Source organism: Nocardia otitidiscaviarum (assembly GCF_007362295.1).
GTDB classification, from domain to species: domain Bacteria; phylum Actinomycetota; class Actinomycetes; order Mycobacteriales; family Mycobacteriaceae; genus Nocardia; species Nocardia otitidiscaviarum.
This window is the reverse complement of sequence record NZ_CP041695.1, coordinates 3,637,040-3,662,121: the sequence shown is the minus strand read 5'-3', so window position 1 is coordinate 3,662,121 and position 25,082 is coordinate 3,637,040. Positions and strand designations below refer to the sequence as shown.

Here is a 25,082-nt window from a genome sequence, read left to right as displayed (position 1 = left end):
AACGCGATGACATACCCACCTGGGCAGGACCCGTACGGGTACGGCCAGCAACCGCAACAGGACCCGGCCGGGTGGGGGCAGCCGGTGCCGCCGACCGGACCCCAGGCGAGTCAGCCGGGCTGGGAGCAGCAGGGGTGGCAGCAGCCGGATTACCAGCAACCGGGTTACCAGCAGCCGGGCTATCAACAACCGGGATACCAGCAGCCCGATCCGCATGCCGGGTACCAGCAGCCCGACTTCCAGCAGGGCTACCAGCCGCCCGGCTATCAGCCGATGCCGCCCAAGAAGAACAACGGCCTGCTCATCACCCTCGCGGTGGTCGTGGTGGCCGCGCTGGGCTTGGTCATCGGCGCGGTCGTGGTCGTCACCGGCAAGGACGACGACAAGCAGGCCGCCGCCACCACGACCACCGCCACGGCGACGACCTCCGCCGCCCCCACCACCACGACCCGCACCACCACGACCGCCGCCCCCACCACGAAACCGGCGGCGGGCGCGAAACTCAGCTACACCGAGTACGGCGGCGACTGGAACTTCCGGCTCGGCGAGGTGGCCTTGCAGGCGCAGTGGGTGCAGGGCAAGGACGACACCAGTTGCGCTCCCATCGAGGAGAACGGCACGCTCACCAATCTCGGCTGCGAGTACGCGGCGGAGCTGACCTGGTCGGCCGAGGGCGGCGACCTCATCCTCACGCAGCTGATCCTGGGCATGGGTGATGCGGCCACCGCGACCGCGGCGGTCGACCAGTTCGACGACGGCGATGTGCGGCTCGGTCCGGGCATGTACGTCGAGCACTGGGAGACGGGTAAGTGGCGCAATGGCAGTGAGAAGGAGTTCCTGGTGATCACCTTCGCCACCGCGACCGCCGCCGTGCCGACCGAGACCGTGGAGAAGTACCTGCGCTACCGCCACAGCGACACCACCGCCGCGCTGCTCTGGCGCTAGCCGCTCCGCACGCGTTTCAATCAATGATTGAAACGACGAATGGAACGTGTTTCACTTCTTCCATGGTCGAGAAGACATCCGCGCGGGCGGCTACCCGCGACCGGCTGCTGGCCGCCGCCGAGAAACTGCTGTTGACCGAGCGCTACGAGGATGTCTCGGTGCGCGGGATCTGCACGGCGGCGGGGGCCAATCCCGCTGCCGTGCACTACCACTTCGGTTCGAAGGAAAACCTGGTCGCCGCGCTCATCGAGGATCGTCTCGGCCCGCTGTGGGCCGACCGGCTCACCGCTCTGGACACCGAGCACGCCTCGGTGCCGACGGTGGTGGACGCGGTCATCGCGCCGTTCGTGGAGTTGTCGGGCGATCCGGTCGGGCGGCTGCACCTGCGGCTGCTCGCGCAGCTGGTACTGGGCCGGTATCCGATGACGTGGACTCGCCATTGGTTCCACATGGATTCGTGGGTCGGCCTGCTACCCGAAATCCCCCCGGCCGACAGTCGCCGTCGCTGGAAACTGGCCTTCGATCTCATCATCAGCCGCTTCGGCACCGACACCACCGTATCGCCGGAATCCGTGGCGGCCCTGCGCGCTTTCGTCGTCGCCGGGCTGACATCACCGGGCGGCCGGGCATGACCGAGATCTTCGCACCCGCCCGGCTCGGCCCGATCACCCTGCGCAACCGGGTAATCAAGGCCGCGACCTTCGAGGGCCGCACCCCCGACGCACTCGTCACCGATGAACTCATCGCCTTTCACCGCGAAATGGCCGCGGGCGGAGTCGGACTCACCACCGTCGCCTACTGCGCCACCGCACCCGGCGGCCGTACCGACCGGCATCAGATCTGGATGCGGCCCGAGGCGGTACCGGGGCTGCGGCGGCTCACCGACGCCGTGCACGCCGCCGGTGCCCTGGCCAGCGCCCAGATCGGCCACGCCGGGCCGGTCGCCAACGCCGCCTCCAATCGCGCGCCCGCACTCGCGCCCAGCCGCCTGTTCAGTCCGCTCGGCATGCGTCCCATGCACGTCCCGGACGACACCGAGATCCGGGGCATCATCGCCGAACACGCCACCGCGGCCCGGATCGCCGAGGAGGCCGGATTCGACGCGATCGAAATCCATTTCGGCCACAACTATCTGGTGAGCTCCTTCCTCAGCCCACTGCTCAACCGGCGCCGGGACGGCTACGGCGGCTCCCTCGTCAATCGGGCTCGGCTCGCGCGCGAGATCGCCCGCGCGGTACGGGACGCCGTGGGCGACCGGCTCGCCGTCATCGCCAAACTGAATATGGAGGACGGGGTGCGCGCCGGTCTCCGGCTGCCCGAGTCCCTGCGGGTCGCGGCCTGGCTGGAACAGGACGGCGCGCTCGACGCCCTGGAGTTGACCGCGGGCAGCTCCCTGCTCAACCCCATGCTGTACTTCCACGGCGACGCACCGCGCCACGAGTTCGCCCAGGTGCTGCCGCCCCCGGCACGCTGGGGATTCCGGCTCATCGGCCGAGGGTTCCTGCGGGAATACCCGTACCGGGAGGCGTATCTGCTCGACCGCGCCCGTCAGTTCCGGCGGGAGCTGACCATGCCGCTGATCCTGCTCGGCGGCATCACCAACCACGACACCATGCGGTTGGCCATGGCGGAGGGCTTCGACTTCGTCGCCATGGGCCGGGCGCTGCTGCGGGAACCCGATCTGGTGCGCCGCATCGAGGCCGATCGGACGCGGCGGTCGGCCTGTATCCACTGCAATCAGTGCATGCCGACCATCTACTCAGGCACCCGCTGCGTGCTGCGGTTGGACAGCCCGGCAGCGCTGTAGAAAAAATTCGCGAGAAAAATTCGCGGCCGTGTCGATTCGATGTCGCGCCCGTTCGACCTAGGGATGAGAGGGTTCGAGAGGGACCCGCGACACCGAGGAGACAACCATGAAGTACATGCTCATCATGCGCGCCACCGACGAAGGCTTCGCCCGGTTCGCCGACGTCGACTTCAACGAGATGCTCGAGACCATGGGCCGCTTCAACGACGAGCTCATCCGGGCGGGCGTTCTGGTCGCCGCCGAAGGGCTCGACGATCCGGCGGAGAGCGTGGTCGTGGACTACTCGTCGGAGACCCCCGTGGTCACCGACGGGCCGTACGGCGAGACCAAGGAGCTGTTCGGCGGCTACTACATCCTGAACGTGACCTCCAAGCAGGAGGCCGTCGAATGGGCCAAGCGGATGCCCATGACCGGTCCGGGCATCAAGACCGAGATCCGCCGCGTGCCCAGCATCGACGAATTCCCGCAGGACAACGAGTGGGTCAAGCGGGAGCGGGCCTGGCGCGAAGAGACCGGTCAGCTCTGACGTCCGAGCGCATGAGTGAGGTCGCGAGCCGGGAGAGCGTCGCCGCGGTCTGGCGGATCGAATCCGCCCGGATCGTCGGCGCGCTCGCCCGCTACACCGGGGATTTCGCGCTGGCCGAGGATCTCGCGCAGGAGGCGCTGGCCGAGGCGCTGGTGAGCTGGCCGCGCGACGGGGCACCACGCAATCCGGCAGGCTGGCTGCTCACCGTCGGCCGTCGGCGCGCGATCGACACCTTCCGCCGCCGCGCTGCCCTCGACGATCGATACGCCGACCTCGCCCACGGGCTCGGGGAGGGCGGGATCGTCGCGGGCGCGACCCCCGTGGACTCGGAACCGGATATGCCGTGGGATCCCGATCAGATCGACGACGACGTGCTGGCGCTCATGTTCACCGCCTGTCATCCGGTGCTGTCGGCGGAAGCCCGGGTGGCCCTCACGCTGCGGGTGGTCGGCGGGCTCACCAGCGACGAGATCGCGAAGGCGTTCCTGGTCCCCACCGCCACCGTGCAGGCACGCATCACCCGCGCCAAGAAAACCCTTGCGGCGGCGCGGGTTCCGTTCGAGGTGCCGCCCGCCGACAAACGGGCGGAACGCCTCGTCTCGGTGCTATCGGTGGTCTACGTGATCTTCACCGAGGGCTCGTCGGCCAGCTCCGGTGACGACCTCATCCGACTCGATCTGGCCAGTGAGGCACGGCGTCTCGCACGGGTGCTGGCCCGGCTGGTACCCACCGAACCCGAAACCCACGGCCTGCTGGCCCTGCTCGAACTCACCGCGGCGCGCTTCCCGGCCCGCACCGGACCCGACGGCGAACCGATCCTGCTCGAACACCAGGACCGCCGCCGCTGGGACCGGTCAGCCATCCGCCGCGGCCAGGCCGCCCTGGCCCGCGCCGCCGAGATCGGCAGGGGCCTGGGCGCTTTCGGCCTGCAAGCCGCCATCGCCGAATGCCACGCCGTCGCCCCCTCGGTCGAGGAGACCGACTGGGAGCGCATCGTGGTGCTCTACGAGGCGCTGGGCCGCCTGCGCCCGGCCCCCATCGTCGACCTCAACCGCGCGGTCGCGGTATCCATGGCGCACGGCCCCGCCGCCGCCCTCCCGATCGTCGATCGATTGGCTTCGAGCGGAAGTCTTTCCGCCTCGCACCTGTTGCCGACCGTGCGCGCCGAACTCCTCGCCCGCCTGGGCCGCACCGCCGAAGCGCGCACCGAGTACAAGGACGCGATTCGACTGTGCGGCAACGACCGTGAGCGGGCGGTGCTGGAACGCAAACTCGCCGAACTGGTTTGATCCGCCGCCCTGCTGGGGGGAGGCGAACCCTCAGATCCCGCCCGTGGACAGCAGCCCGCCGTCCACGCGCACGGTCTCACCGGTGATCCACGACGCCTGATCCGACACCAGGAACGCCACCAGCGCCGCCACATCCTCCGGCTTACCGAGCCGCTTCATCGGGTACACGTTGGCGGCAGCCTCCTCATCGGCCGAGTAGAGCGCGTCCGCGAACTTCGTCTTCACCACCCCCGGCGCGACCGCGTTCACCCGAATACGCGGCCCCAACTGCCACGCCAACTCCTCGGTGAGCCGGATGAGCGCCGCCTTGGACGCACCGTAGGCCGCGATCACCCCGGTGGAGCGAATCCCGGCCACACTGGCCAGGTTCACCACCGCGCCACCGTTGTCCCGCATCCACGCCCTGTACGCCTCCTGGACATAACCCAGCGCCGCCACGACATTCACGTCGAAGATCTTGCGCACGGCATCCAGATCGGCATCCATGAGCGCGCCGTACACCGGATTGATCCCCGTGTTGTTGACCAGAATGTCCAACGACCCGAACTCGGCCACCGCCGCGGCCACCTGCTCCGCCCGCGCCCCCGCATCCCCGGAATTCCCCGCCACCGCGAGCACCTTCCCCGGATGTCCCAACGCCCGCAACTGCTCGGCGGCCTGCTCGAGCGGTTCCGGCTTACGTGCGGTGATCAGCACACTGGCCCCCCGCGACAACAACTCCGCCGCCACCGCATGCCCGATACCCCGGCTCGCCCCACTGACCAGCGCGCCTTTGCCCTTCAGATCATCACTCATGTGACGGCACGCTACTTCAGTCACAGATACGCGTCGAGTCTGCCCTGACTCTGACGCACTTGTCGGGAGCACCACAGTGTCAGGAGAGGGGAGCCCATGCGGTGGCCAATTGCAGGTGTTGACCGCTGGCGGCGATGTCCGACCATTCGGCGTAGTCGCCGAACGGCAGGTTCTGCTCCGCGTCGTCGGTGATCGTGGTGTACCAGTCTCCGTCGGGTCGCCCGTCGGTGCGGATGTTGATGGCTGCGATGTACTGTCGGTGGATCGTGAATCGGACGACAGCCAGGTATTCGCGTGTGCGGTGGTCGCCGTGGGGTTTGATCGGTTCCCATGCTGTCGCGATCTCGAATTCGCGGACGCGTGCGGCCAGGCGGGGCCACGACATGACCTCGTCGATCACGCCCCAATCTTGTGTGGCGGTGGTTTCCCACCGGTTGCCGCGGCGGACCGCGATGTAGTTGTAGCGGCGTCCCTTGGTGAAGCGAACGACCGATCCGTCGGCGGGTTCTGCCGGGATGGGTGGCGGCGGTGGTGGCGGGATGGGTGGCAGTGGCTGGAGTTTCGGTCGTAGCGCGGTGAGGTCGTAGTCGTACGGATCCGGCATGGTGGCTCGGAGGATCGGGATGGTGGCCGGAGGCCCGTTCAGCACATCGTCGGTCGCTTCGTTGGCTTTGACGGCATCGATCCGGACTTTGGCCGCCACCGCCGAGCCGGTGATGTCGGCCCAGCAGGCCGCGACCAGAGCCCGTTGGTTCAGATGTCGAAGCATCGGCAGGAAGCGCTGGCTCATCTGCGGGGTCAGCTGACCGATCCGTTTCTCGTCGAGACGAACCTCGACATGGGGTTTGGCTTTGTTCGTGGCGGCCGTGTTCTCGTGGAGGGTGGCGAACAGCAGGCCGTATCCCTTGTCCGGGACGTACTTTCGGAGGACATCGAAGTGGTCGTCTTCCTTGGTGACCTGAATGATCGACGATCGGGGCAGCATCGTGTACGGCACCGCGGGCGGCTCGTTGAGAGGTAGCGCCTCGTCCGGGTCTCCCAGCGCGATGTGCATGTAGGCGCTGAACTCGATGCCATCGAATCCGTCGTATTCTCGGGCCCAAATCCGGCTGGTGGTGGTCGGCACGAAACCCGAGGAGACGATACGTCTCAGCACACCTGCCCAACGTGGAGCATCCTCGTCGTTCAGGTACCCGACCGTGCGGCCGTCCGCCCGAACCGATACCGCCCATTCGCCTCGGTCGCCGTCGGGCTCGGGAACGAGCTCGACGATCGGTCGCAGCTCTTCGCCGTCTGTCAGGAAGTCCTGTGGGAACAGGCTACGAAGAGCGGGCAGAAGCGGGGGCTCGATGGTGAGTTCGTAATCGCAGAATGTCCTGGCCTGGGTCCACAGCCGGTATCGATCACCGACCTCGTGTCGCACGGTCTCGTCGGTACGCTCGTGGTCGATGTCGTCGTCGATGTTCACGCCGAAATCCGTTGCCAGACCGGCGAGCCCGGAGTCCCAGCCCTGCCCGACCGCACGGATCTTCCAGCCGTCGCCACGGCGGTAGACCTCGCCGCAGAACAGGGCTGTCTCGGTGGTCGCATCGCTGGTGATGTACTCGGCCAGCACGCGGTTGTGTTCATCGGCGAAGGTGAGGGTCAGATCGCCGAGTTCGGTGAAACGACGGGATTCGAGGCTGGCGACCACGGCGATGGAGGCAACGGAGTCCGACAGCCTCGCCAGGTCGATCGAGATTCGTGCCTGCACACTGTCGTCGTCGGTAGGGGTGATGCCGAGGAAACGCACCGTACCGTCCGGCGAGGCGGGCTGGTTGAAGAAGATGAAATCGCTGTCGGCACCGACTTTCCCGCCACTGCCGAGCAGCAGGGCCGAGGCATCGACATCGATGTGCGGATCGGTCCATCCGATAGCGACCGTGATGCGGCGCGTATGCGGTGGCAACGGCTGATTCTGTCCCTTGCCCAGCCTCGGAGCGGACACAGCGATCCAACCTTTCTCTCGTGTGAACACACCAACTGCGCAGCGATCACGTGTGTCGGTCGGGTGGGGCGAAGATATTGCACCGGGGCGCCTCGAGCCCTCGTATCTGCCTGACGTGGCTCGATTTGTCACCGATCCCGTGCAACAGCCCCCCTTGTCGGTGCGCTGGCTGATGATGGTGGTGGCATCTCGCTCATATTCCTTTGGTCACCACAGGAATACGGCGTGCTGTGCACCGCCGGAATCGGCACGATGCCTACGACGAATGTGAGGGGATTCGATGACTGTCACCGACCGCCCAGCCCGCCAAGGCCAACCCTGGACGCCGCGAGCGCGGATCTGCCCGATCGGCGCAGTCGGCGCGGCGCGGATGACGCCGGGCTGTCCTACCGCGTGATCCGGAAGACCGGGTAATCCGCGGCGATGCGCTGCCAGTCCGTGAGAGGCGCGTCGCGCCCGACCGGGATGTGCGGGCGCGCGCCCGGCGCTATCTGGACATAGCGCCGCAGGATGGGAGGTCTGTGCGCCGGTTCCACTTCCGTCAGTCGGACGTCCTCGCGGCGGCCGTGGCGCAGTACCGCCCGGCCGTGGGCCGCGGCCAGATTGCGCACCCAGTTGACGTTCGGACCGAGCATCGACACCACATACCGTTCGCCGTCGACCTCGGTCAGGACGATCGGAAACCAGATAAGCCGTCCGCTGCGCCGTCCCACGATGCCGAGCGCGGCTACCCTGCGCGGGGCGATGCCGAGCGCGAACACCCACGCCGAGGCTCGGTTCTGTACTCGGGCAAACCAATTCGGTCGGCCGGTTCGGTACAACCAACGCAGATAATCGCTGTAGCTTCGCATCGCAACCCCGTACGGCGGACTCGTCGCCACGGTAGCACGGTGCGGCGTACTCGACTCCGGAGTGATCACGGACGCGGCGGGCTGCCGTCTCGTCGGACGACAACCCGGCGAACGTCCTTGAACACTTAGCGTTCGTGCGCTCTGGCGATGCGCGCACCGATGATCATCGCGACGGCGATGACGAATCCGGCGACGGTGATCACCCGATTGACGTCGACGGCAGGTTGCCAGCGCAACTGACCGTCCTGCAGCACGAACGCGCCGACCGGTTTGGCTCCGATGCCGTAGCCGCCGCCGGAGCCTTCCTGCCCCTCCTTGTCGTGGCCGCCACCGCCGCCTGCGCCGCCGGAGACCGCGGCGGCCGCGATCACCGTGATTCCGTCCCGCTCGACCGGTTCGGCGTAGACGCGCTTCACCGTGGCGTTGTCCTTCGCGGCCGCGAGGAGTTCTTCGACCTTCATGATGTTGCCTCCGTGATAGGTGTCGGGCACCTCCCAGTCTCGGCCGGTCCGGTATCCGGAACAGGGGCCGATGGACCCGCAAAGGTGCGCGAAAGACCCCAGCGTGGTCATCCGGAGCCTCGCCCGATCGAGACGGTGGAAGTGAGAATCGTTCCGTCCCAGGGCTTACCGCTGAGCGTGACCCGATCTCGAGGCCGCCGAACCGGGTGGGCCGATTGGCGACCAGCTGGCCGAAAGACCGCGCGGAGCCACCGGTATCGCTACTGTTCTCGCTGTGCTGGTGATCTCGGTGCAGGCCATCCTGGAGGAGGCGACCTCCGACGCCCGCTTCGACGGAGGGAATGTCCGACAGCTGTCCAGTCTGCTGGAAGCGGAGAACCTGGCGCGGCTGCGCAGGGACTACTCGACCGTGTGCTTCCTGGCATTCGATCCGGCTGCGGACCGGCCGGTCGCCGATTATGTACAGGGGTGCACGCTCGCCGACGACAGCGGGCCGGACATTCTGGTCATGTTCACCTGGCACCAGCCCGCGCCGATCGTGGTTCCGGTCTCGGGCAGCGTCACCGGTGGGTGGGGAGAGATCCAGCGCGGGGTGAATCCATCGTACGAGTTGCTGCGGACGCTGTTCGACGGCGGGCGACGCGTGCCGCGCCCACCGGGGCTGGTCGTGTTCGGCGACTTCGCCGAATCGACCGATGGCGTGTTTCTGCCCCTGCCCCAGGAGGACTCGGACGCGGTCCGCAGCCATCTGCGCACGGTTTTCGCCGATATCGAGGAGATGGCCCAACACACCAAGCCGCGAAAGTTCCTGGACGCTCTCGGTGTGCACTGGACCCAAGCGGGACTGGAGTACGAGCGCACCAGCGCGCGCCCCATTCGGGAATGGCTGCTCAAGGGATTTCAGGCGGCACGGCGAAACGGTGGTGACATCGTCGGGGTGGTCGGCGGGCTCGGGGTGCTGTGATGATCCCGATCGGGTTCACGGTCGATCGCGGTGTCCGGGGGTTGGACACCCTCGCGGAGGTTCTCGCCTTTCTGATGAAAGAGGCATTGCTCGTCAGTGCGTTCGAGGCGGTGACGCCGAACGCCGCCGACAGGGTGACGGCGCGGCGCTCGCGGCACAGTGTCGTCTATTCCTTCGCCCAGGGCCTCGAGCAGGCGACCGGTCTGCGGTTCACCGCTATGTGGACACCGTTCCTGCACCACGCGGTCGGCGGTTCATCCGACATCGAACTGAGTGGCTACCTGTCCGAGCGCCCGCAGTACCCGCCGTCGGACTGGCTTCTCGACCTTTTCGTGCGCTGGGAGGCACACACCGAGGTGCGCCGGAACTCGGGGTCGAGCCGGCAGTCCGACGGCGACAGCTATGTGTTGGAGTCGGCGCGCTTACAGCGAGCCGCGCTGCATCATGCTTGGAAGTGCGGAAGTCTCACCACCGCAACGGATTATGTTGTCGACCTGGTGGAGAGCGGCTTGTGCCGCGACGCTCGCGGGGCGGCGCGAGCGCTCACGTTGCTGCTGTGGGCGATACGTGATACCGACACTCCGGAGGATCTGGTTCGCCGCTACTTCGGCGGTCAGGTGCCGGCGACCAGGAACGACTGGGCGCACTCGCCGCTCACCGAGCCCGACCGGCCCGCCCGCGTCTCCAGATCGGCATCGGCGGCACTGACCGGCCTCATCCAGCGTCCATGGTTGCGACTGGCGGACGCGCGCGGGGCCTCCGATATCGACGGGTGGTTCATTGCCCTGACCCGGTCGGTTGGCGTCATTCAGTGCACACTGTATGTGCTGCAATGGATTTCCGATCGTATTCCGCTCGGCGCACGTGCCGTTCGCGGTCAACTCGCCGAACTCGACGCCGACTACGCCGTCCTCTGCGCGATGCTGCGGCTCGACGGCACAGTGGACATGTCCCGAGTCGTCGCGCACCAACGCTCGAAGGCGGAGGTGTTCCGTCGTAAGGGCGACAGCACCGGCGACCGATTCGCGCACGAGCGCATGGTGGTGCCACGGTTGCTGCTGGAACATGACGGTGAGCTGCCGCCGTCCTGGCGGTATCCCGGATGGCGCACCGCCACACTGCTGAATCCGCCGCAGGCTGTGCTGGCACACCTGTCACCTACACAGGCTCTCGTCGTCGACCCCCTCGATCCCGGCCGCTGGCGAGTACTGGCACGACGATTCGAACAAGAGGGTGCGCCGTGGGCGGCGGCGATGTCGGAGCGCGTCGCCAAAGCCGCCGAGAACCCCCGATAGCCGGAGCGACGTGGCGCCGCTCGCCGGGACGCGGTTCTGGAGTTGGGGGCGGTGTCGGGTCGAGCACGGGTCTGCGCCACAGGACTCCGTACGTACCGTCCGAGGGGGTTGCTCAGAATGCGGCCTGCACCGCCGCGAGCAGGTCGTTGGCTGGCTGGGTCAGAGGACCCAGCGTGTCGGGGGCGAGCGGTGGCATCGCGTCGAGCGCGGCGTCGAGCGAGGTGATGGCGGCGTTGTCGGGGCTGACCGCGGCGAAGGCGTCCACCGGCGCGGCAATCGGCGAATCAGCTTGGGGCACTGGATCGTTGGCGATGGTGGTGGGCGCATGTGTGGGAGGAATCGGTTCGGTGCCGGAGCCCAACGCGCCACCGATGGTTCCGCCGATAACGGCCCCGCCGACCAGGCCGAGCACATCCACCGGGATGGCCACCGCCAGTCCGCCGAGCAGGCAGCCCGCCAAGCCGCCCACCGCCGCGCCGACCGGGACGCCCGCACCCACGGTCGGAAGTCCGCCGATGACGCCACCGGCGATCGCGCCGACCGTCGCGCCGACTCCGCACCCCACGATCTCCAAGGGAAAGACGACGACCTTGCCGACCGCGGCGCCGATGACGGCACCGGCCACGGTGGACGCGGTGCGGCGGTCGGATTCGTTGCGGGGGAAGCCGATATCGTCGTAGGCGGTGGCGATTCGCCGTTGCGCGTCGTCCACGGAGTTCTGCGCTTGTTCCCGGAGATCGGGGTCGATCCCCTCGGGCAGGGGAATCGTCTGGGAACCGATCCGCAGGTGGTTGAGATCCTGCGCCGCGGTCCGCGTCTCGGCCGCGTCGAAGTTGCCCGCGACGGGCCGGGGGAGATCAGGGTGTTGCGGTGCCGCGGTAGCGGTACCGGAGCCGAATGCGAAAAGCGCGGGCACTGCGATCAAAACCGTGTAAGCGCGCGGGTCTGACATCGGCACATCCCCTCGATCCGGCGAACCACCATCGGGCCTCTCGGGGTGGACCCGAATCTGAGACGGCTACGCCGACCGTGATCCTACTCCGAACGCGGTGCCTTCCAGATTGATTCGCGATGCCGCGTCACGCCCCGTCGCATGCGCGACCTTGACGGCAGTGTTACGAGTTGACGACGGTGTGCAGCACCGGGCGTTCGGTTCGGCTGTCGTGACTAGCATCTCCGGTACGCATTGATCGGAATCGAATGAGCTCTGGAGCGGGTGGGGATGGCGATGGATCCACCGCGGCTGTCGGGCACCCGCCCCTTCACCGGGTGGTTTCTCGAACATCTGCTCGCCCGGCCGCGGGGGCACGATGTGGATTCTCCGATCGTGGTCGCGGTCGGCCCGCGAGGTACCGGAAAGACGGCGCTGCTGAGCGAGATTCGGTATCGGTGCCGGGAGATACCGCACGTGTATGTGGATTTCGAGCATCGAGAGGCGGAGCCGAGTGAAGTGCTCGGTGAATTGGCGTTCGGGCTGAGCCGCCGTCGGTCGCAGTTCGGTCGGCTGGCTTTTCCGCGACTGTGGCTGTGCCTGTTGGTCGTCGGCAGTTCGATCCACACCGACGCCGACGATCGTCGGCGCGCCCTCGACGGGTTGCGACGAGTCGTTGCCGGCAGCCAGCCGATCGAACGCAACCACGGCGCCATCACAGACCTGGTGGAATTCGCTGACGGGGTGGTAGCGGGCGGATCGGGTCTGCCGCCTTGGATTTCGTCGGCCACGGGGTTGCTGCTGCGAGGTCTGGGTTGGTTCGACCGGCGGAGGCTGCTACGGCACATCGGTCGGCTTGCCGCCGTCGAGGGCGGTCCCGAGGACGCACTGATCGATCTGGCCCGGTGGTCGCACGGCGAGGGCGAAGCCGAGCGAAGCGAGGTCGACACCATCTTCTGCGAGGCGTTCCTCGGAGATCTGCGGCACGCCTACTCCGGGTTCAACCGGAGCAGGAGGACCCTCAATTGCGTTGTCCTGCTGGACAATGTGCACACATCCGCGGGCCGGAACTTTCTGTCCGCACTAGAGCGCAGCCGGTACCGGTCGGATGCGGAGAACGATCCGATGGTGGTGTTCGCTACCAGCCGGACCTGGATGCCGCGGTGGAGCGAGGGCTGGCACCATCCGGGCAGTCAGCTGCCCCGCGGCCCTCGGCATCCATCGACACAGCTCACCGGTGGCCTGAACATGCCCGCACCACGCATGCTCACCGATATCGCCGCGGACTGGCATGAGCACCGCGAATCGGCCCCCTGCCCGTGGCTGCCCTGGTACCTCGTCGATCTCGGACGCTTGGCACCCGAGCAGATCGCCGATGTGGCGGCCGCCCGTGGCATGCGTCCGGACGCGACCCTCGTCGGCTTCGTGCATCGACTGACCGACGGCCATCCCGGCGGTGCGATCGATGTGCTCGGCGCCGCGTCGAATTGCGGCTACCAGGAGAGGCCGACGCGGCTGCGGCAGGTCATGACCCTGCGTGTGCCGCCCTCGACCCTGCCCGGTCATATCTCCGAGCAGCCGCCGACGGTTTCGGAGAAGGCGCGCGAACATCTGCTGCGGGATTTCGACCACGCCGCCGAACGTCGCGACCTCGTCACGGCGAGCGCGGCCCACACCATCGACATGCTGTACGAACCCGAATTGCTGGACTCCGCCCGCCCGGACGCGGCCGCGCTGGTGGAGAAGTTGCGTAACCACCTGTGGATCCGGGAACAGTCCGGTGTCGGCTTTCGCGTCAATCCGTGGCTGCGTCGAATCCTGTTGTCCGAGTTGTCCGAGCGAGCAGCGGACGATCCGCGGGACTGGGTCGCCACGCACTCGATCTGCCGCGACAGCCTCGTGCGGCGGGAGCGGACAGCGGAGGCGTGCTACCACGACCTGGCGTTGGAGAACGTGGCCGCCGTGATCGGCTACCTGCGTCGGCCGTTCGACGCGCCGGGCACCGAATTCGATGTCGCGGCCGCCACGGCGTGGCTGGCGGACCTGGACCTCATCACCTCCGCGCCGAACCGGCTCGCGACCGATGTCGCGCCCATCGACCAGATCCAGCCGATTGTCGGTGAGCCGGAGGACGAATTGGGCAGCAGCCTGGGCTGGTTGACCGCCGCACTCTGGGTCACGAACGATCCGCTCGGCGATCCGGATTCGACGTTGCACGCCATGATCCGCAGCGAGCTCCAGCATCTGGCGATCGGGCGGGGCAGCGGGTCCATGGTGCTGTACGAGCGTGCGGAGAGGTATCGATGAGCGGTCGAAGCGAGCCGATAGCGCCACCGCGACCGCCGTGGCACCGGTGGGCGTGGATCGTCGGTGGCACCGTGCTGGTGGTGATCGCACTGGTCGCGGCGTTCGTCGTGGTTCCGTCGGTGCGGGACGCGCTGCGCGCGTGCGGGGCGGGCGTGACCCGCACCGGCGAATCCGGTGAATGTACGGGCATTACCGACGGCAGCTACGTCTTCGCTCCGGAACTCGACGACGTGCAGCGACTGATCCACGCGGAGAACCAGGACGTCGCACGCCGGGACGAGAACTACGTCAGCGTTGCGGTCCTGCTGCCGATGACGCTGCGGCCGGGGGATCAGGTGACGATGCCCTGGGTGCGCCATCAACTGCAGGGCGCCTACCTCGCCCAGCACGCCGCGAACCATGACGTCACCGCGAGCGGCGGTAGGCCGCTCATCCGGCTGCTGCTCGCCAATCCCGGTAGCGGACTGCGGGATTGGCCGCGGGTGGTCGACGAATTGCGTCGGCGCGCGGACAGCGATCGCATCGTCGCCGTCACCGGAATCGGGCTCAGCACCGAGAATGCCCGGGAGGCGATGGAACAGCTGTCCGAATCGCGGCTGCCCGTGTTCGCCTCCACCCTCACCGCGGACGACCTGACGGGTATCGGCGGTTTCGTCCGGGTGTCGCCGACCAACTCCGCCCAGGCGCGCGCCGTCGCGGACTATCTGAAACCACAGCACCGCACGGCTCTACTGGTACAGGACCGGAACCCCCGCGACCACTACCCGGAGACGCTCGCTACCGCGTTCTCGGAGGGCTTCGTCGATGCCGATCATCGACTCGCCGCCCCGACGGAGTGGTATCTGTCCGACGCCGGCAGTGTGGCCAACGCGTTCTCCCTCATGCTGCCCAATATCTGCGCGGCCCGGCCCGACGTGCTGTATTTCGCTGGTCGCGGAGCCCACGCGACCTTGCTGATCAAGGCACTGGCGGAGCGTCAGTGCACGGATTGGCCGATCACCGTGGCCACCGCCGACGATCTGTCGCAGTACGCCGCCCAGGACGATGCGGTCAACCGCACGCTGGACAGCGGTGTGCGGGTGGTCTTCACCGGGCTGGCGCATCCGCAGGCGTGGCAGGTTCGGCCGGAAGCCTTCAGCGCGGGCTCGATCGCCAAGTTCACCGACTCCTGCGATACGTGCTACCCCACGCTGTTTCCGGGGGATTCGCTCGACGACGGAGTCGCCATCATCGCCTACGACGCGGTGCAGGCGGCCGCGTGGTCGATCCGGAGCGCGGCGGGCGACACCGTCGCCGACGTCGGCGCGACCGATGTGCTGCAGGTCATGAACAGGTTGCACGGCCGGTCCGCGATCAGCGGTGCCAGCGGTTCGATCGCCTTCGACGAGATGGGAAACCCGATAGGCAAGCCGATTCCCGTGCTCGAACTCCGATCGGATGCGGTTCCGGGGTTCGCGGGGCTGAGCTGGCCCGACAGTTGAGCCGGGCGACGTGTTCGCACGGACGGGATGACCGCGTCGATCAGAGTCTCATTGATACTGCGCGCCAGTGGAATTCGCTTGGGTAGCCGCATCGTGTCGCGGTGTATGCTGCTGAGGTTCGTCAGCTCGAAGGGAACTTCTGTGCAGTTCGTCGCCACGCTCGGCGTATCCGCGATCACCGCTCTCGGATTTGTTTTGGTCGCACCCGCCACCGCATCGGCCGCCCCCGCGCGTGCCTCGCAATGCCACGCCTCCTACGACCCATGCCTGCCCATCACCAGTGATGTCGACTGCGAGGGCGGCAGTGGCAACGGTCCGGTCTACACCGGCCGGGTTCGCGTCATCGGTCCGGACGAGTACGGACTCGACCGTGACGGCGACGGCATCGGCTGCGAATAGCGCTCGCCCCCGTCGGGCGTCTGCTTTCGCCGCACAGTGCGGTCGGCGGAGTGGGAGGGATGGTCCGTGCACGACGACTACGTCGTTCCGCCGAAGGGGTACGTGCCGATCCGGGCTTGGCCGCACTCGATGCGCCTGAGCGCCTGGTACGCGCTCCTCGGCGTGGTGTTGCTGGTCGTGGGCAGCCTCGCCGACAAGCCGCCGGGCACGATGCTCGCGGCGGTCGGGATCATGATGGTGTTGGGCTGGGTGTTTCCGCGTCGAACGACAGTGGAGAGCCGTTCGGCCCCACCGGTTCTGCACGCGCAGCGGCTACGCGACCCGCAGCTGATCGCGGTGCTGTCCGGCGTCGGACTCGGGGCCGCGGCCCTCAGTGACGGGCTGCACGGCGGGGGTCGTTCTTCGCGATCCTGGGAGTCGCGGTCATCGCGCTCACCGCGTATGTGATCGCGCAACGGTTGGTGGTGCTGCGCGCCTACACGATGACCTTCTCCCCGGTGAGCTTGACCATTACCGGCGGAACCCTGGTACACGAATTCCCTTGGGACGACATCGAAGACGTGGAACTGGTCCCGCGCCCGTGGGCGTCACGGGAAGCATCACTGAAATTCAGCTGTTGCTTGCCGATGAACTCGTTCACGCCGGCTGGGGCTACTGCCTCGCACTCGCCCGCTTCGGTACGCCCGCCGACGCGGACGTCCTCGTAACCTACCTCACCTGCCAGCCGGCCCGGCGAAGTCCGGCTACAGCCGCGTGCGGGCACTCGGTGCGCTGTGCGCCCTGGACCGAACCCTCGGTACCGCCCATGCGACCCGTTTCCTGAACGCAGCAGTTGAGAGCGCTCAGCCGCCATCGGGAGACTCCCGACAATCGCCCGCCGACAGCGGGGTGATCACGCGACTGTGCGCACGCTCGGACCGAATCATGACATGCACCAGCTGAGCTGAAGGCGGCTCAGCGTGGCGAGTTCCGTTCTCCCAGAGAGATATGCGGCGTTCCGTCGCCACCAGCGTAGGTCTCCACTGGCGGATTCGGTGTGGGGGATTCGCCGTGATCGGTCAGCAGCCGACAGATATCTGGTTCCGCCGATCCGATTCAACGTCGCTGCGGCCTACCGGTAGGGGTCACAGCTGGGTCCAGTGATGTAGAGCCGCGCACCTCTACGGCCGGTCTTATCGAGTTCGCGCGTCATTCAGATCGAGTGCGGAGGCTGCCGTCCCGTGGCACAACAGCAAGCGGCGGCCGACGGCTGTCAACATAGCGTCAAGTTGGTCGACTGCCCCTGCCTTGATGAAGAGAAGCTCGTACATGTCATCGTCATCCGACGACTTGAACTCGGTTAACTCGATGAGAGCGAAACCTATTCGGAGGCACCGATCTCCGACCTCACCGACCAGCTTGGTTACGACGTCGCCTCCGGTCGATCCGGCTTCACGAAGACGAGATACGAAGTCCGGAAACCATTCCCAGCTCAAAGATTCCGGGTGGGAGCTCAATGCCAGGAGGTTATGCCGGAAGTCCTGGGGATCGCTGCACCAATCGAGGCAAGCCGCCACCGCTGGCCCATCGTCGAATGGATTCGGGTCGGTCAACAAATGGTTCAACTCATGCCGAGCTAGCGACTCCCATTCCGACGCGGGAATATCGAAACCCTCTCCCGGCAGCCCTGCCGCAGCTCGGTGTACCGCGTTGATCAGCTCAGGCCGACCATGCAGCAGCACTTCGGCAGCGGTGACGATTTCCTTCAGAACCAGTTCCATGATGCCTCCTCGCAGCACCAACGAGCCTAGAGTGCCCTGTGGCGCGGGCGGCCGGCAGACACCCGGGTCTAGGCCACCACCGTCGATGGTCGATCCGAGCAGATCGCCGGATTCGCGGACAATCCTGCGCCTGGGCTCAACTCCGCCGGAAGAGCGCTGGATCGCCCGCTACGTGAATCGCTCGAAGCCGTCTTCTACAGCCAGCCAGAACAGCGCGATCCTTCACGCTGAGCGGCATGCCGCTGGCGGCGGGCTTTCGGTCCCGGTGTTCGGTTCCAAGGTTCGGTGAAAGGGTCTGCGTTCACTGGTCGCCCTCGAGCAGTGCCAGTACGCGCCCACTGGCCGCGTCTCCGTCAGCGGGGGCGCGTCGGCGAAGTTCCTCGCGATCGACCCCCGCGCAGGCCTGGCGAAGTGCTTCTGAGGCGTTCAATCCAATGAGGTTCTGGACTATGTCGGCGATCATGACGGCGTCGTGGACAACCACCGCGTCGGCTGTGATCAACGGACCCAGCCACGACAGTCCACCGTCGCTGCTCCCCGCAGCCAGCGCCGATGCGACCAACACCCACCGGGCTGTCCGGTCATCGGGTGTGGCTTCGAGGCGTTCAACGGCATGGTTGCCCAGCTTGTAGAGCGTGGCGACGGCGTTGGTACCCCGCCAGAACGGTTCGTCACGTGGGAGGCTGTCCAGAACCCGCAGGCCGTCGATCAGTATCGATGCCAGGCGATCGGTGAATTCGGGGCAGTTGGCTTCCCTCCCGGTGTCTTTCAGGGATTCGACCGCCCTGATGGCGTCCTGTCCGTAATGGCCCGAGCTCAGCAAGTCGTGTGGGGACAACTCCTCTGTCATTCCCACCATGATGCCGGGATCCCGCATGCACGGCATTCGGCGTCGCAGTGCGCCATATGTCGGCTGCGATCGCTACAGTCGCACCGTGGTTGAGATCGCTGTTCTGCGTGCACGTCCGGCGTCCGGCGAACTGCGGCACAGCTCCCGCGTACAGGCGCTGCTAGTTTGAGTCCGTGCGTGCGCTCGATGTCTTTGCCGCCTATGTGGACTGGCTCCGCAACAATGTCCCATTGGCGTTCGAGAACCTGGCAGGTCCCGTGACCCCGGGCGAGCTGGCCGCACTCGAGAACACCATCGGTCGTGAACTACCACCCGAGGTGAAGGCCGTGCTCGGCATGCACAACGGTCAATTGGTTCCCTCCCTCGGCTACTACGATCACGGCGTCCCCTGCATTCCGACACTGACACTGCTGTCGGCCAACGAGATCGAGCAGATCTGGCGGTCTTGGGATGATGCGCGCGATCACCCGGCGACGGTGTCTCTGCAACGCAGCGGTGCCGTCTATCCCGGTGCCGAAGGACTGATCAAGCCGCTCTACACCTCGCCCGGCTGGATTCCGCTGTGGGCAGACGCCGAAAGGCCGGACTACATCGGTCTCGATTTCGACCCCGGCCCGCGAGGCACGCCGGGCCAGATCATCAACTTCGGCAGTAACGAGGAACACCACTACCTGTGTGCACCCGACTTCACCGACCTGCTCGAGTTCTTGCTCGAGCAGGTCGCCATCGGTGCCTGGCCGGCTTCCGTCATCACCCACGACGATGAGGAAGAGGACGATCGCGAACCCACCCCGTGGTTCGGCGATCCGAGGGAGTCCTTCTTCAACGCGCTCTATGACCGTTTCGAGACCCGACCACGTCACTGAATCAAGCCAGCAGTCTTATCCCCCGATGGTGACAGCACCGACATCGGGATGTCAGTGCCTCGGACAAGCGTCGGGGACGGCCACTACGCCGGTATGGACAGCGCCCGCACGATCGACCGCACATTCTGGAGATTGCGTCCGTAGTCGATGGTCGTGATCGGAAGGCGCGGACGACTGGAGATGTCCACCGTGCTGCCCTCGGGCCGCTCCGCCACCACCACCCGCAGGTTCTCACCCCAGCTCATCCACGACACCTTCGTTCGCGCGGTGAGTACGCCAGTGGCGGGGTCGCGCTGCGTGATGGTCGCCGGTACCTCGGCCAGGACCCGTTCGGCCACGGCGAACGCCTCCTCGGCGGGCCGCTCCGCCTCTATCGAGACCTGCTGGCGCACAGCGGCTCCGAGCTCGTGGCCGGTGCCATCGCGCCGTGCCCGCATGATGGACAACCCGGTGATGACCGCACCGAACAGCAGCCCGCCGGTCAATCCGGCGATCACCCCGGCCCACACGGAGCCGGAGGTCAATCCCAGATAGAGCGCCATGACTATGCCGAAGATCAGGCCGCTGCGCAGAAATATCAGGGTTGCCCCGCGCCAGAGAGGACTCATGGTCGGCAGCCTACTGACTCGTCGTGGCCATGTCGTCTTGTCGCACGTCATCAGGTCTGTGGCCGACGCTTCTGCTCGGCCTCATGTCAGGTGCCGGACGAAGAATCGGTTCGCCTCATCCGCCGCGTATCGGGGGACGCCGGTGTGCCCACCCATATTGGCGTGGAGTGTCTTCTCTTCGGAGCCGAAGGCGTCGAACAGGTCCAGGGCCGTCTGTCTGTCGTTTCCCGCGTCGTCCCACTGCAACAGGACGTGCAGCGGGATGGTGACCTGGCGGGCCTCCTCGATGATCGCGCGGGGTATGAAGCTTCCCGCGTACAGGACGGCGGCCTGGATGCGTGGTTCGACTGCCGCCAGGCGGGTGCCGATGGAGATCAATCCGCCCGAACATCCGACCGCGCCGTTGAGTTCGGGGAGTTCGAGTAGGGCGTCGAGTGCGGTTCGCCATTCCGGGACCGACTGGTCGACCAGGGGGAGGATTAGGCGGTCGATGATGTCGTCGGTGATCGGTGCGCCTGCGCGCTGTGCATCCTGCATATCGGTGCGGGCCCGGTCGACGGCGGCGGAGCGGGGGCGTGCGCCGCTGCCGGGGAGTTCGATGGTGGCGGTGGCGAAGCCCGCCGCCGCGGCGTGCCGGGCGCGGGTCAGTAGTCGCGGGTACATCCGGTGCAGGCCGAGGGGAGGATGGCCGAGCAGGAGCAGCGGCATCGGTTCGGTCGTGCTGTCGGGTGCCCACAGGATGCCGGGGATCTCGCCGAGGGTGAATCCGCGCTCGAGGAAGTTGTCGTCGAGGCGCTCGGTGGAAGTGAATTGCACGGTCGTGCCTTTCGGGAGTGCTGTTGAACGGCGCTCCCGAACGACCTATCGTCCGACCGTGACCCCGGAGGGGAGCACCCACGTCGATACTGCGTTCACGGGTACCACCTCCTCGTTCTCCGGCACGGCCGCTGGCAGATTAACAGTGATGATCGTGGTGCGCCAAAGGGTTTTCGCGGCGCACGTCCCGACTATTTCCCGGAGAGTTCGGCGACGATCGGAGCGAACCGTTCGGCGACGTCCGCGCCGAAGACGAAGTAGGAGAAGCCGAGTTCCTCGCGTCGTCGCTGAATCTCCTCGGCGGCGGCCGCCGGGTCGTCCGGGAGGACGGTCATCGCATCGGCCGCGTGCAGGGCGGCGGTGTCGGTGTCGGGTGGTGCCATATGCGGTGCGACGGTGTCGCCGACGACCGGTACGGCGACCGCGAGTTCGATGCCGTTGTCGGAGCGGAACTCTCGTGTCATCCGCTCGACCTCCCCGCGCGGCTGATCGCCCAGCACCAGGGTGACCGTATCCGCGACCTCCGCCGCCAATGCGCGGGCCTTCGGGCCGTAGACCGCCATCGCCACCGGCGTGTGACGGTCGGGTCCGTCGAGTTCCCGCAGCCTGGTGACGGTTTCGCGGATCTGGGTCAGCCGCTCGCGCGGCGGTGGGACGTCGGGTATGCCCTTGTCGCGCAGCTCGTCTTCGATTCCGGGCCTGCCGGTGCCGATACCCATCTCGAAGCGGCCCTCGGTCAGCAGCGTCAGCGAGTGCGCCTCCCACGCGGTCAGCCAGGCGGGGCGGAACGGGGAGGCGTACACCCAGCTGCCCACGCGCAGGTCGGTCAGCGCCGCGGCGGTGGCGAGCAGGGGAGCGGGCGCCGGTTGCAGCTGCGGGAAGTCGGGTACCAGCAGCGTCGAATAGCCGCTGTCGGCGATGCGGCGCACCCGATCTCGCCAGGTCGGCACGTCGCTGCGGAGCGGGGCGACGACCCCGAATCGGAATGGTCTCGGCATGGGTGCAACTCCTTGTTTCTCGGATCTAGCTCGGGCAGCGAGCGCGCAGGGTGGGCACGCCGGGGCCGGTGAGTTCGTCGCAGTAGCCGGATCGACCGGCCATCGCCATGGTCAGCGCGAGCGTCGTACCGGTGACCAGGGGGCCGGTACCGGTGGCGAACGGTCCGTCGGTGGCCTCCAGCCGGAGTCCCTTGATCGCGCTGCTGCTGGTGACCGTGAAGTCCCGGCCCGCGTAGAAGCGCGCGACCTCGGTAGCGGCGTCGACGGCGGGCTCGCGAGACAAACCCAGCGGGCGTCGGATGTCCTGCGCGTGCACGACCACCTCACCCAGCCAGGCCGCCGTGTGCCCCGACGCGGCCGTGGTGCTGGTGACGACCGCGCGAAACCGCTCCAGGGTCTGCGCGGGAGTCGCGCCCCGGTGCTCCGCCAGCCGCCGCGCATTGTGCTCGTCGAAATCGAAGCGGACACCGACGACACTGCGCAGCCAGCGGAACCTGCCGATACTCGCCGCCGCGGTGAGATGGGCGACAACCTCCTCCACCGTCCAGTCCCCGCACAGCGACCGCTCGGTCCACTGCGTGTCCTCCAGTCCGGCGAGATCGTCGGCCAACGCCGCACGCTCGGCGTGGGCCATGGCCCACAGTTCGTCACGGGAAGCGGGCGTCGTCACGCGAGGCAACCTCCTGGTTCAGCGCTGCCGCGGACGACAGCACGGACGGGACCCGTCGACCGCAGCGGCGATCGCAGGTTATTGCTGTACCGACGACAGCGGCCGCGAAAACTCATCGGTCGCCCCGGACGGCCCCGCTCGAGATACCCGAGGCGGGGGCGGAGGGTGCGTCGTCGGTGTCGGGTCAGCGTGGGCGATCGGGGCGGCCGAGACGGGCCGCGACTCCGGGGGAGTAGAGCACGCTGATCGGGGGGTGGTCGGGTTGCGCCAGGCCCGCCGCCTCGAGGAGGGTTTCCTCGCAGTCGAGGAGTTCGGCGCGGTGCAGGGGCCAGCGGGGATGGGCGTTGGGGAGGTAGAGAAGGCGGTCGTGCCGGGCGGTGTGCAGCCCCCAGCGGGCGGTGAGGAAGTGGTCGAGTTCGGTGGGCCGGGCGATCGGTTCGCCGACGCGGATGGTGATCCGGCTGCGCGCGTCACGGGGGCCGGGCCAGCGGCGGGTACTGGCGTAGGTGCGGAGGTCGCCATCGGTTCGTATCGCCATGCGCGACCACCGGTACGGGAGCTGAAATACGGTGCGCGCCAGAGCGACCGGCAGCAGACGGGCGGCGTCCAGGGAGCGGAAGACCACGCCGCGCCGTCCACGCGCGTCCACGGAGTAGAGGCGGACGTTCGTCTGGGGAAAGGTGCCCAGATAGGGCAGGCCCGGCAGCCGCCGCCACCCGATGCGGTGCATCCGGAACGCCACCAATCCGACATAGGTGACTCCGGCCAGCGTGTCGGGCGCGACCCCGGTCGGCAGCAGCGGGGCGATATCGGCCGGATCGGCGGCCCAGTGCAGGAAGGTGAGGTCGAGCCACGACTGGGTCAGCAGTGGACGGTCGATCCGCCCCGGGGCGTCGGACGTGATCGGCTCCGGGGGCACGCTGCCGTGCGGTTCGGGCGACAGTGCCACGCCGCCAGTATTCCAGGTCCCCTCCGGTCGGCCGCCGTGGTGGTCCGAGTGCGACCGCCGATCCCGGCAATGGTCGCCACCGCGCTCACCGTCGAAATCCTGCCCGATGGGCGATTCCCGGCGCAGCGGGATCGGATTCGATTTTCCGAACACGGCGCGTATCCCTCGGGATAGCATGTCGCACCGACCCGACTGGCAGCGACCGGCGTGGAGGTTTGTGTGGGGACCGATCAGACGCTGTTGCACCGCTTCGTGCTGAATCAGCTCGAGCGGGCCGGACTGGATCGGGCGCGGATGATCCGGGAGTGCGGGGTGCCCGAGTGGGCGTTGTCCGGAGACGGCGTGCACGTATCCAGCGAGACGTTCTGGCGGCTGTGGGAGATCGGGTCACGCTGGCTGGACGATCCGGATGTGGCATTGCGGGTGGCGAGTCGCTACGAGTTGAAGGCAACCCGGCTGTACGACTACCTGTTCGTCAGTGCGCCGACGGTCGGAGCCGGACTGGCGACGTGCGGCCCGTACGTCGCCGCGGTGACCACCAATCACCGCTTCGATCTCGTCGATGGTGATCGCGGCCCGATGCTGCGACTCGATATGGTCGACGGCGGGGGCCGCGCGCGTGATCACACGCATCTATGGGGATTGACCGCCGTGTTGACCCGAGCCCGACGCGTCGTCGCGGCACCGCTGGATCCGATCGTGGTGTCGCTGCGGCAGCGCGCACCTCGGCGACTGGACCTCTATCGCGAGGTGTTCGGCGACGCCCGATTCGAATTCGGTGCGGACGTCGACGCACTGACATTTCGCGCGGCCGATCTGGAATTGCCGCTCACCACCGCCGATCCCGACCTGGCCGCGGTGCTGCGACCGCTGGCCGAGGCGCTGCCGCCGCCCCCGGCGCTGGCGGCGGCCTGGCCGGAGCGGGTCGCGGTGGCGATCGCCGAAGCGCTCGACGGCGGCGACATTTCCCTGGCGGAGGTGTCGCGCCGCTTGGCCACCAGCCCGCGCACCCTGCAACGTCGCCTGGCCGAAGCGGGGACGACGTGGCGTCGAGAGTTGGATCGCGCCCGCCACGCCCGCCTCACCGCCGCGGGCCCCCTGGGCCGCAACCGGCAGGCCCGCCTGCTCGGCTATGCCGACGCCGCCTCCATGCGCCGCGCGACGCTGCGCTGGGCGGTGGCGAGCCGGACGCCGGTGGTCGCCGGGCCGGATCCCGAGCCGCTAAACCCTGAGGTGACTGGCGGCGAGGGTCCAGAACAGCGATGGCGGCATCCCTTCGAGGTCCCAGCTCCCAGCGATCGCGCGTGAGGTGGCGACCAGCCCCGGCACATCGAAATCATCGCGTGTCGCAGTACCTTTGGCCTCCAGAGCCGTGATCACGTAGGCGACAGCGCTCTCTCGGGTGTGGGGCACGGTATCTCCAATCACATGTCGACAGGCACGGTGAACCGCGAATGAAAATGCTCTACAACTGATTTCGCTCCAAGATCAGAACGGCGCGACGCCATGCCGCGCATACCGACTGTC

26 protein-coding genes are annotated in these 25,082 nt (G+C 67.6%); 14 read left to right on the top strand and 12 right to left on the bottom strand.

The genetic code is table 11. From position 1 onward, the window contains the following. The first annotated feature begins 6 nt into the window (after nt 1-6). From FOH10_RS16220 to FOH10_RS16200, 5 genes are all read left to right on the top strand, one after another. Nucleotides 7-945 (top strand): hypothetical protein, encoded by a 939-nt coding sequence (locus FOH10_RS16220; RefSeq protein WP_143981362.1) that lies wholly within the window; start codon nt 7-9, stop codon nt 943-945. A gap of 62 nt (nt 946-1,007) precedes the next feature. Continuing rightward, complete coding sequence (locus FOH10_RS16215; protein WP_143981361.1) at nt 1,008-1,577, top strand: TetR/AcrR family transcriptional regulator; 570 nt, start codon at nt 1,008-1,010, stop codon at nt 1,575-1,577. After that, on the top strand, nt 1,574-2,752 hold the full coding sequence (locus tag FOH10_RS16210) for an NADH:flavin oxidoreductase (RefSeq protein ID WP_143981360.1): 1,179 nt from the start codon (nt 1,574-1,576) through the stop codon (nt 2,750-2,752). The genes FOH10_RS16215 and FOH10_RS16210 overlap by 4 nt, the downstream gene beginning before the upstream one ends. A 106-nt stretch (nt 2,753-2,858) precedes the next feature. Continuing rightward, nucleotides 2,859-3,278, top strand: coding sequence for a YciI family protein (locus FOH10_RS16205; RefSeq protein ID WP_143981359.1), 420 nt, complete (start codon nt 2,859-2,861; stop codon nt 3,276-3,278). An 11-nt stretch (nt 3,279-3,289) separates the two neighbouring features. Next, nucleotides 3,290-4,567 carry an RNA polymerase sigma factor gene (locus FOH10_RS16200; RefSeq protein ID WP_143981358.1) on the top strand — a complete coding sequence of 426 codons (1,278 nt, stop codon included), beginning with the start codon at nt 3,290-3,292 and terminating at the stop codon, nt 4,565-4,567. A 30-nt stretch (nt 4,568-4,597) separates the two neighbouring features. Here the strand turns inward: FOH10_RS16200 and FOH10_RS16195 are convergent, their stop codons facing one another. From FOH10_RS16195 to FOH10_RS16180, 4 genes are all read right to left on the bottom strand, one after another. Further along, nucleotides 4,598-5,362 carry an SDR family oxidoreductase gene (locus FOH10_RS16195; RefSeq protein ID WP_143981357.1) on the bottom strand — a complete coding sequence of 255 codons (765 nt, stop codon included), beginning with the start codon at nt 5,360-5,362 and terminating at the stop codon, nt 4,598-4,600. A gap of 79 nt (nt 5,363-5,441) precedes the next feature. Beyond that, entirely contained in the window at nt 5,442-7,481 is a 2,040-nt protein-coding gene (locus tag FOH10_RS16190) for a TerD family protein (RefSeq protein WP_186000862.1), read from the bottom strand. Between the two features lie 254 nt (nt 7,482-7,735). After that, entirely contained in the window at nt 7,736-8,110 is a 375-nt protein-coding gene (locus FOH10_RS16185) for a nitroreductase/quinone reductase family protein (RefSeq protein ID WP_244962017.1), read from the bottom strand. Nucleotides 8,111-8,325: 215 nt separating this feature from the next. After that, nucleotides 8,326-8,661, bottom strand: a complete 336-nt coding sequence (locus FOH10_RS16180; RefSeq protein ID WP_143981355.1) for a spore germination protein GerW family protein — start codon at nt 8,659-8,661, stop codon at nt 8,326-8,328. 274 nt (nt 8,662-8,935) lie between these two features. Between FOH10_RS16180 and FOH10_RS16175 the strand changes: the two genes are divergently transcribed. Both FOH10_RS16175 and FOH10_RS16170 read left to right on the top strand, forming a co-directional pair. Beyond that, the gene (locus FOH10_RS16175) at nt 8,936-9,625 is read left to right on the top strand and encodes a hypothetical protein (protein WP_143981354.1); all 690 of its coding nucleotides are present in this window, start codon (nt 8,936-8,938) and stop codon (nt 9,623-9,625) included. Beyond that, nucleotides 9,625-10,920, top strand: coding sequence for a hypothetical protein (locus tag FOH10_RS16170; RefSeq protein ID WP_143981353.1), 1,296 nt, complete (start codon nt 9,625-9,627; stop codon nt 10,918-10,920). The genes FOH10_RS16175 and FOH10_RS16170 overlap by 1 nt, the downstream gene beginning before the upstream one ends. 112 nt (nt 10,921-11,032) lie before the next feature. Here FOH10_RS16170 and FOH10_RS16165 read toward each other — a convergent pair whose 3' ends face one another. Next, nucleotides 11,033-11,836 carry a hypothetical protein gene (locus tag FOH10_RS16165; RefSeq protein ID WP_143981352.1) on the bottom strand — a complete coding sequence of 268 codons (804 nt, stop codon included), beginning with the start codon at nt 11,834-11,836 and terminating at the stop codon, nt 11,033-11,035. Nucleotides 11,837-12,142: 306 nt separating this feature from the next. Between FOH10_RS16165 and FOH10_RS16160 the strand changes: the two genes are divergently transcribed. The 5 genes from FOH10_RS16160 (at nt 12,143) to FOH10_RS36280 (ending at nt 16,861) form a co-directional block, all read left to right on the top strand. Continuing rightward, nucleotides 12,143-14,158 (top strand): P-loop NTPase family protein, encoded by a 2,016-nt coding sequence (locus FOH10_RS16160; protein ID WP_143981351.1) that lies wholly within the window; start codon nt 12,143-12,145, stop codon nt 14,156-14,158. Further along, nucleotides 14,155-15,639: an ABC transporter substrate-binding protein gene (locus FOH10_RS16155; protein WP_143981350.1), complete on the top strand. Its 1,485-nt coding sequence runs from the start codon at nt 14,155-14,157 to the stop codon at nt 15,637-15,639. The genes FOH10_RS16160 and FOH10_RS16155 overlap by 4 nt, the downstream gene beginning before the upstream one ends. Before the next feature lie 141 nt (nt 15,640-15,780). Continuing rightward, nucleotides 15,781-16,038 (top strand): hypothetical protein, encoded by a 258-nt coding sequence (locus FOH10_RS16150; protein WP_039814804.1) that lies wholly within the window; start codon nt 15,781-15,783, stop codon nt 16,036-16,038. A 66-nt stretch (nt 16,039-16,104) separates the two neighbouring features. Next, nucleotides 16,105-16,485 (top strand): hypothetical protein, encoded by a 381-nt coding sequence (locus FOH10_RS16145; RefSeq protein ID WP_143981349.1) that lies wholly within the window; start codon nt 16,105-16,107, stop codon nt 16,483-16,485. Then, nucleotides 16,412-16,861: a DUF6000 family protein gene (locus FOH10_RS36280; RefSeq protein ID WP_425326146.1), complete on the top strand. Its 450-nt coding sequence runs from the start codon at nt 16,412-16,414 to the stop codon at nt 16,859-16,861. Before FOH10_RS16145 ends, FOH10_RS36280 begins: the two co-directional genes overlap by 74 nt. A gap of 349 nt (nt 16,862-17,210) precedes the next feature. Here the strand turns inward: FOH10_RS36280 and FOH10_RS16140 are convergent, their stop codons facing one another. Both FOH10_RS16140 and FOH10_RS16135 read right to left on the bottom strand, forming a co-directional pair. Next, nucleotides 17,211-17,798 carry a DUF6630 family protein gene (locus FOH10_RS16140; RefSeq protein WP_143981348.1) on the bottom strand — a complete coding sequence of 196 codons (588 nt, stop codon included), beginning with the start codon at nt 17,796-17,798 and terminating at the stop codon, nt 17,211-17,213. Nucleotides 17,799-18,099: 301 nt separating this feature from the next. Continuing rightward, complete coding sequence (locus FOH10_RS16135) at nt 18,100-18,648, bottom strand: hypothetical protein (protein ID WP_143981347.1); 549 nt, start codon at nt 18,646-18,648, stop codon at nt 18,100-18,102. 173 nt (nt 18,649-18,821) lie between these two features. Between FOH10_RS16135 and FOH10_RS16130 the strand changes: the two genes are divergently transcribed. Beyond that, nucleotides 18,822-19,514 carry an SMI1/KNR4 family protein gene (locus FOH10_RS16130; RefSeq protein ID WP_143981346.1) on the top strand — a complete coding sequence of 231 codons (693 nt, stop codon included), beginning with the start codon at nt 18,822-18,824 and terminating at the stop codon, nt 19,512-19,514. Nucleotides 19,515-19,597: 83 nt separating this feature from the next. Here FOH10_RS16130 and FOH10_RS16125 read toward each other — a convergent pair whose 3' ends face one another. The 5 genes from FOH10_RS16125 to FOH10_RS16105 form a co-directional block, all read right to left on the bottom strand. Further along, entirely contained in the window at nt 19,598-20,122 is a 525-nt protein-coding gene (locus FOH10_RS16125) for a DUF1499 domain-containing protein (RefSeq protein ID WP_143981345.1), read from the bottom strand. An 81-nt stretch (nt 20,123-20,203) separates the two neighbouring features. Beyond that, nucleotides 20,204-20,938 carry a dienelactone hydrolase family protein gene (locus FOH10_RS16120; protein ID WP_143981344.1) on the bottom strand — a complete coding sequence of 245 codons (735 nt, stop codon included), beginning with the start codon at nt 20,936-20,938 and terminating at the stop codon, nt 20,204-20,206. A gap of 191 nt (nt 20,939-21,129) precedes the next feature. Further along, nucleotides 21,130-21,936, bottom strand: a complete 807-nt coding sequence (locus tag FOH10_RS16115; RefSeq protein WP_143981343.1) for an LLM class flavin-dependent oxidoreductase — start codon at nt 21,934-21,936, stop codon at nt 21,130-21,132. 25 nt (nt 21,937-21,961) lie between these two features. Further along, nucleotides 21,962-22,606: a maleylpyruvate isomerase family mycothiol-dependent enzyme gene (locus tag FOH10_RS16110; RefSeq protein WP_143981342.1), complete on the bottom strand. Its 645-nt coding sequence runs from the start codon at nt 22,604-22,606 to the stop codon at nt 21,962-21,964. Between the two features lie 184 nt (nt 22,607-22,790). Then, nucleotides 22,791-23,708, bottom strand: coding sequence for a YqjF family protein (locus tag FOH10_RS16105; RefSeq protein WP_244962016.1), 918 nt, complete (start codon nt 23,706-23,708; stop codon nt 22,791-22,793). A gap of 66 nt (nt 23,709-23,774) precedes the next feature. On the opposite strand from FOH10_RS16105, the gene FOH10_RS16100 reads away from it, so the two are divergent. After that, nucleotides 23,775-24,863, top strand: coding sequence for an AraC family transcriptional regulator ligand-binding domain-containing protein (locus FOH10_RS16100; RefSeq protein ID WP_143981340.1), 1,089 nt, complete (start codon nt 23,775-23,777; stop codon nt 24,861-24,863). Nucleotides 24,864-25,082: the final 219 nt, after the last annotated feature.

What these genes read in the sequence shown, in the direction of transcription:
- FOH10_RS16170 (WP_143981353.1), top strand. Translation starts at nt 9,625, where the DNA reads ATGATCCCGATCGGGTTCACGGTCGATCGCGGTGTCCGGGGGTTGGAC.
- FOH10_RS16180 (WP_143981355.1), bottom strand. Translation starts at nt 8,661, where the DNA reads ATGAAGGTCGAAGAACTCCTCGCGGCCGCGAAGGACAACGCCACGGTG.
- FOH10_RS16205 (WP_143981359.1), top strand. Translation starts at nt 2,859, where the DNA reads ATGAAGTACATGCTCATCATGCGCGCCACCGACGAAGGCTTCGCCCGG.
- FOH10_RS16215 (WP_143981361.1), top strand. Translation starts at nt 1,008, where the DNA reads ATGGTCGAGAAGACATCCGCGCGGGCGGCTACCCGCGACCGGCTGCTG.
- FOH10_RS16160 (WP_143981351.1), top strand. Translation starts at nt 12,143, where the DNA reads ATGGCGATGGATCCACCGCGGCTGTCGGGCACCCGCCCCTTCACCGGG.
- FOH10_RS16195 (WP_143981357.1), bottom strand. Translation starts at nt 5,362, where the DNA reads ATGAGTGATGATCTGAAGGGCAAAGGCGCGCTGGTCAGTGGGGCGAGC.
- FOH10_RS16115 (WP_143981343.1), bottom strand. Translation starts at nt 21,936, where the DNA reads ATGCCGAGACCATTCCGATTCGGGGTCGTCGCCCCGCTCCGCAGCGAC.
- FOH10_RS16140 (WP_143981348.1), bottom strand. Translation starts at nt 17,798, where the DNA reads ATGGAACTGGTTCTGAAGGAAATCGTCACCGCTGCCGAAGTGCTGCTG.
- FOH10_RS16210 (WP_143981360.1), top strand. Translation starts at nt 1,574, where the DNA reads ATGACCGAGATCTTCGCACCCGCCCGGCTCGGCCCGATCACCCTGCGC.
- FOH10_RS16155 (WP_143981350.1), top strand. Translation starts at nt 14,155, where the DNA reads ATGAGCGGTCGAAGCGAGCCGATAGCGCCACCGCGACCGCCGTGGCAC.
- FOH10_RS16220 (WP_143981362.1), top strand. Translation starts at nt 7, where the DNA reads ATGACATACCCACCTGGGCAGGACCCGTACGGGTACGGCCAGCAACCG.
- FOH10_RS16125 (WP_143981345.1), bottom strand. Translation starts at nt 20,122, where the DNA reads ATGAGTCCTCTCTGGCGCGGGGCAACCCTGATATTTCTGCGCAGCGGC.
- FOH10_RS16135 (WP_143981347.1), bottom strand. Translation starts at nt 18,648, where the DNA reads ATGACAGAGGAGTTGTCCCCACACGACTTGCTGAGCTCGGGCCATTAC.
- FOH10_RS16200 (WP_143981358.1), top strand. Translation starts at nt 3,290, where the DNA reads ATGAGTGAGGTCGCGAGCCGGGAGAGCGTCGCCGCGGTCTGGCGGATC.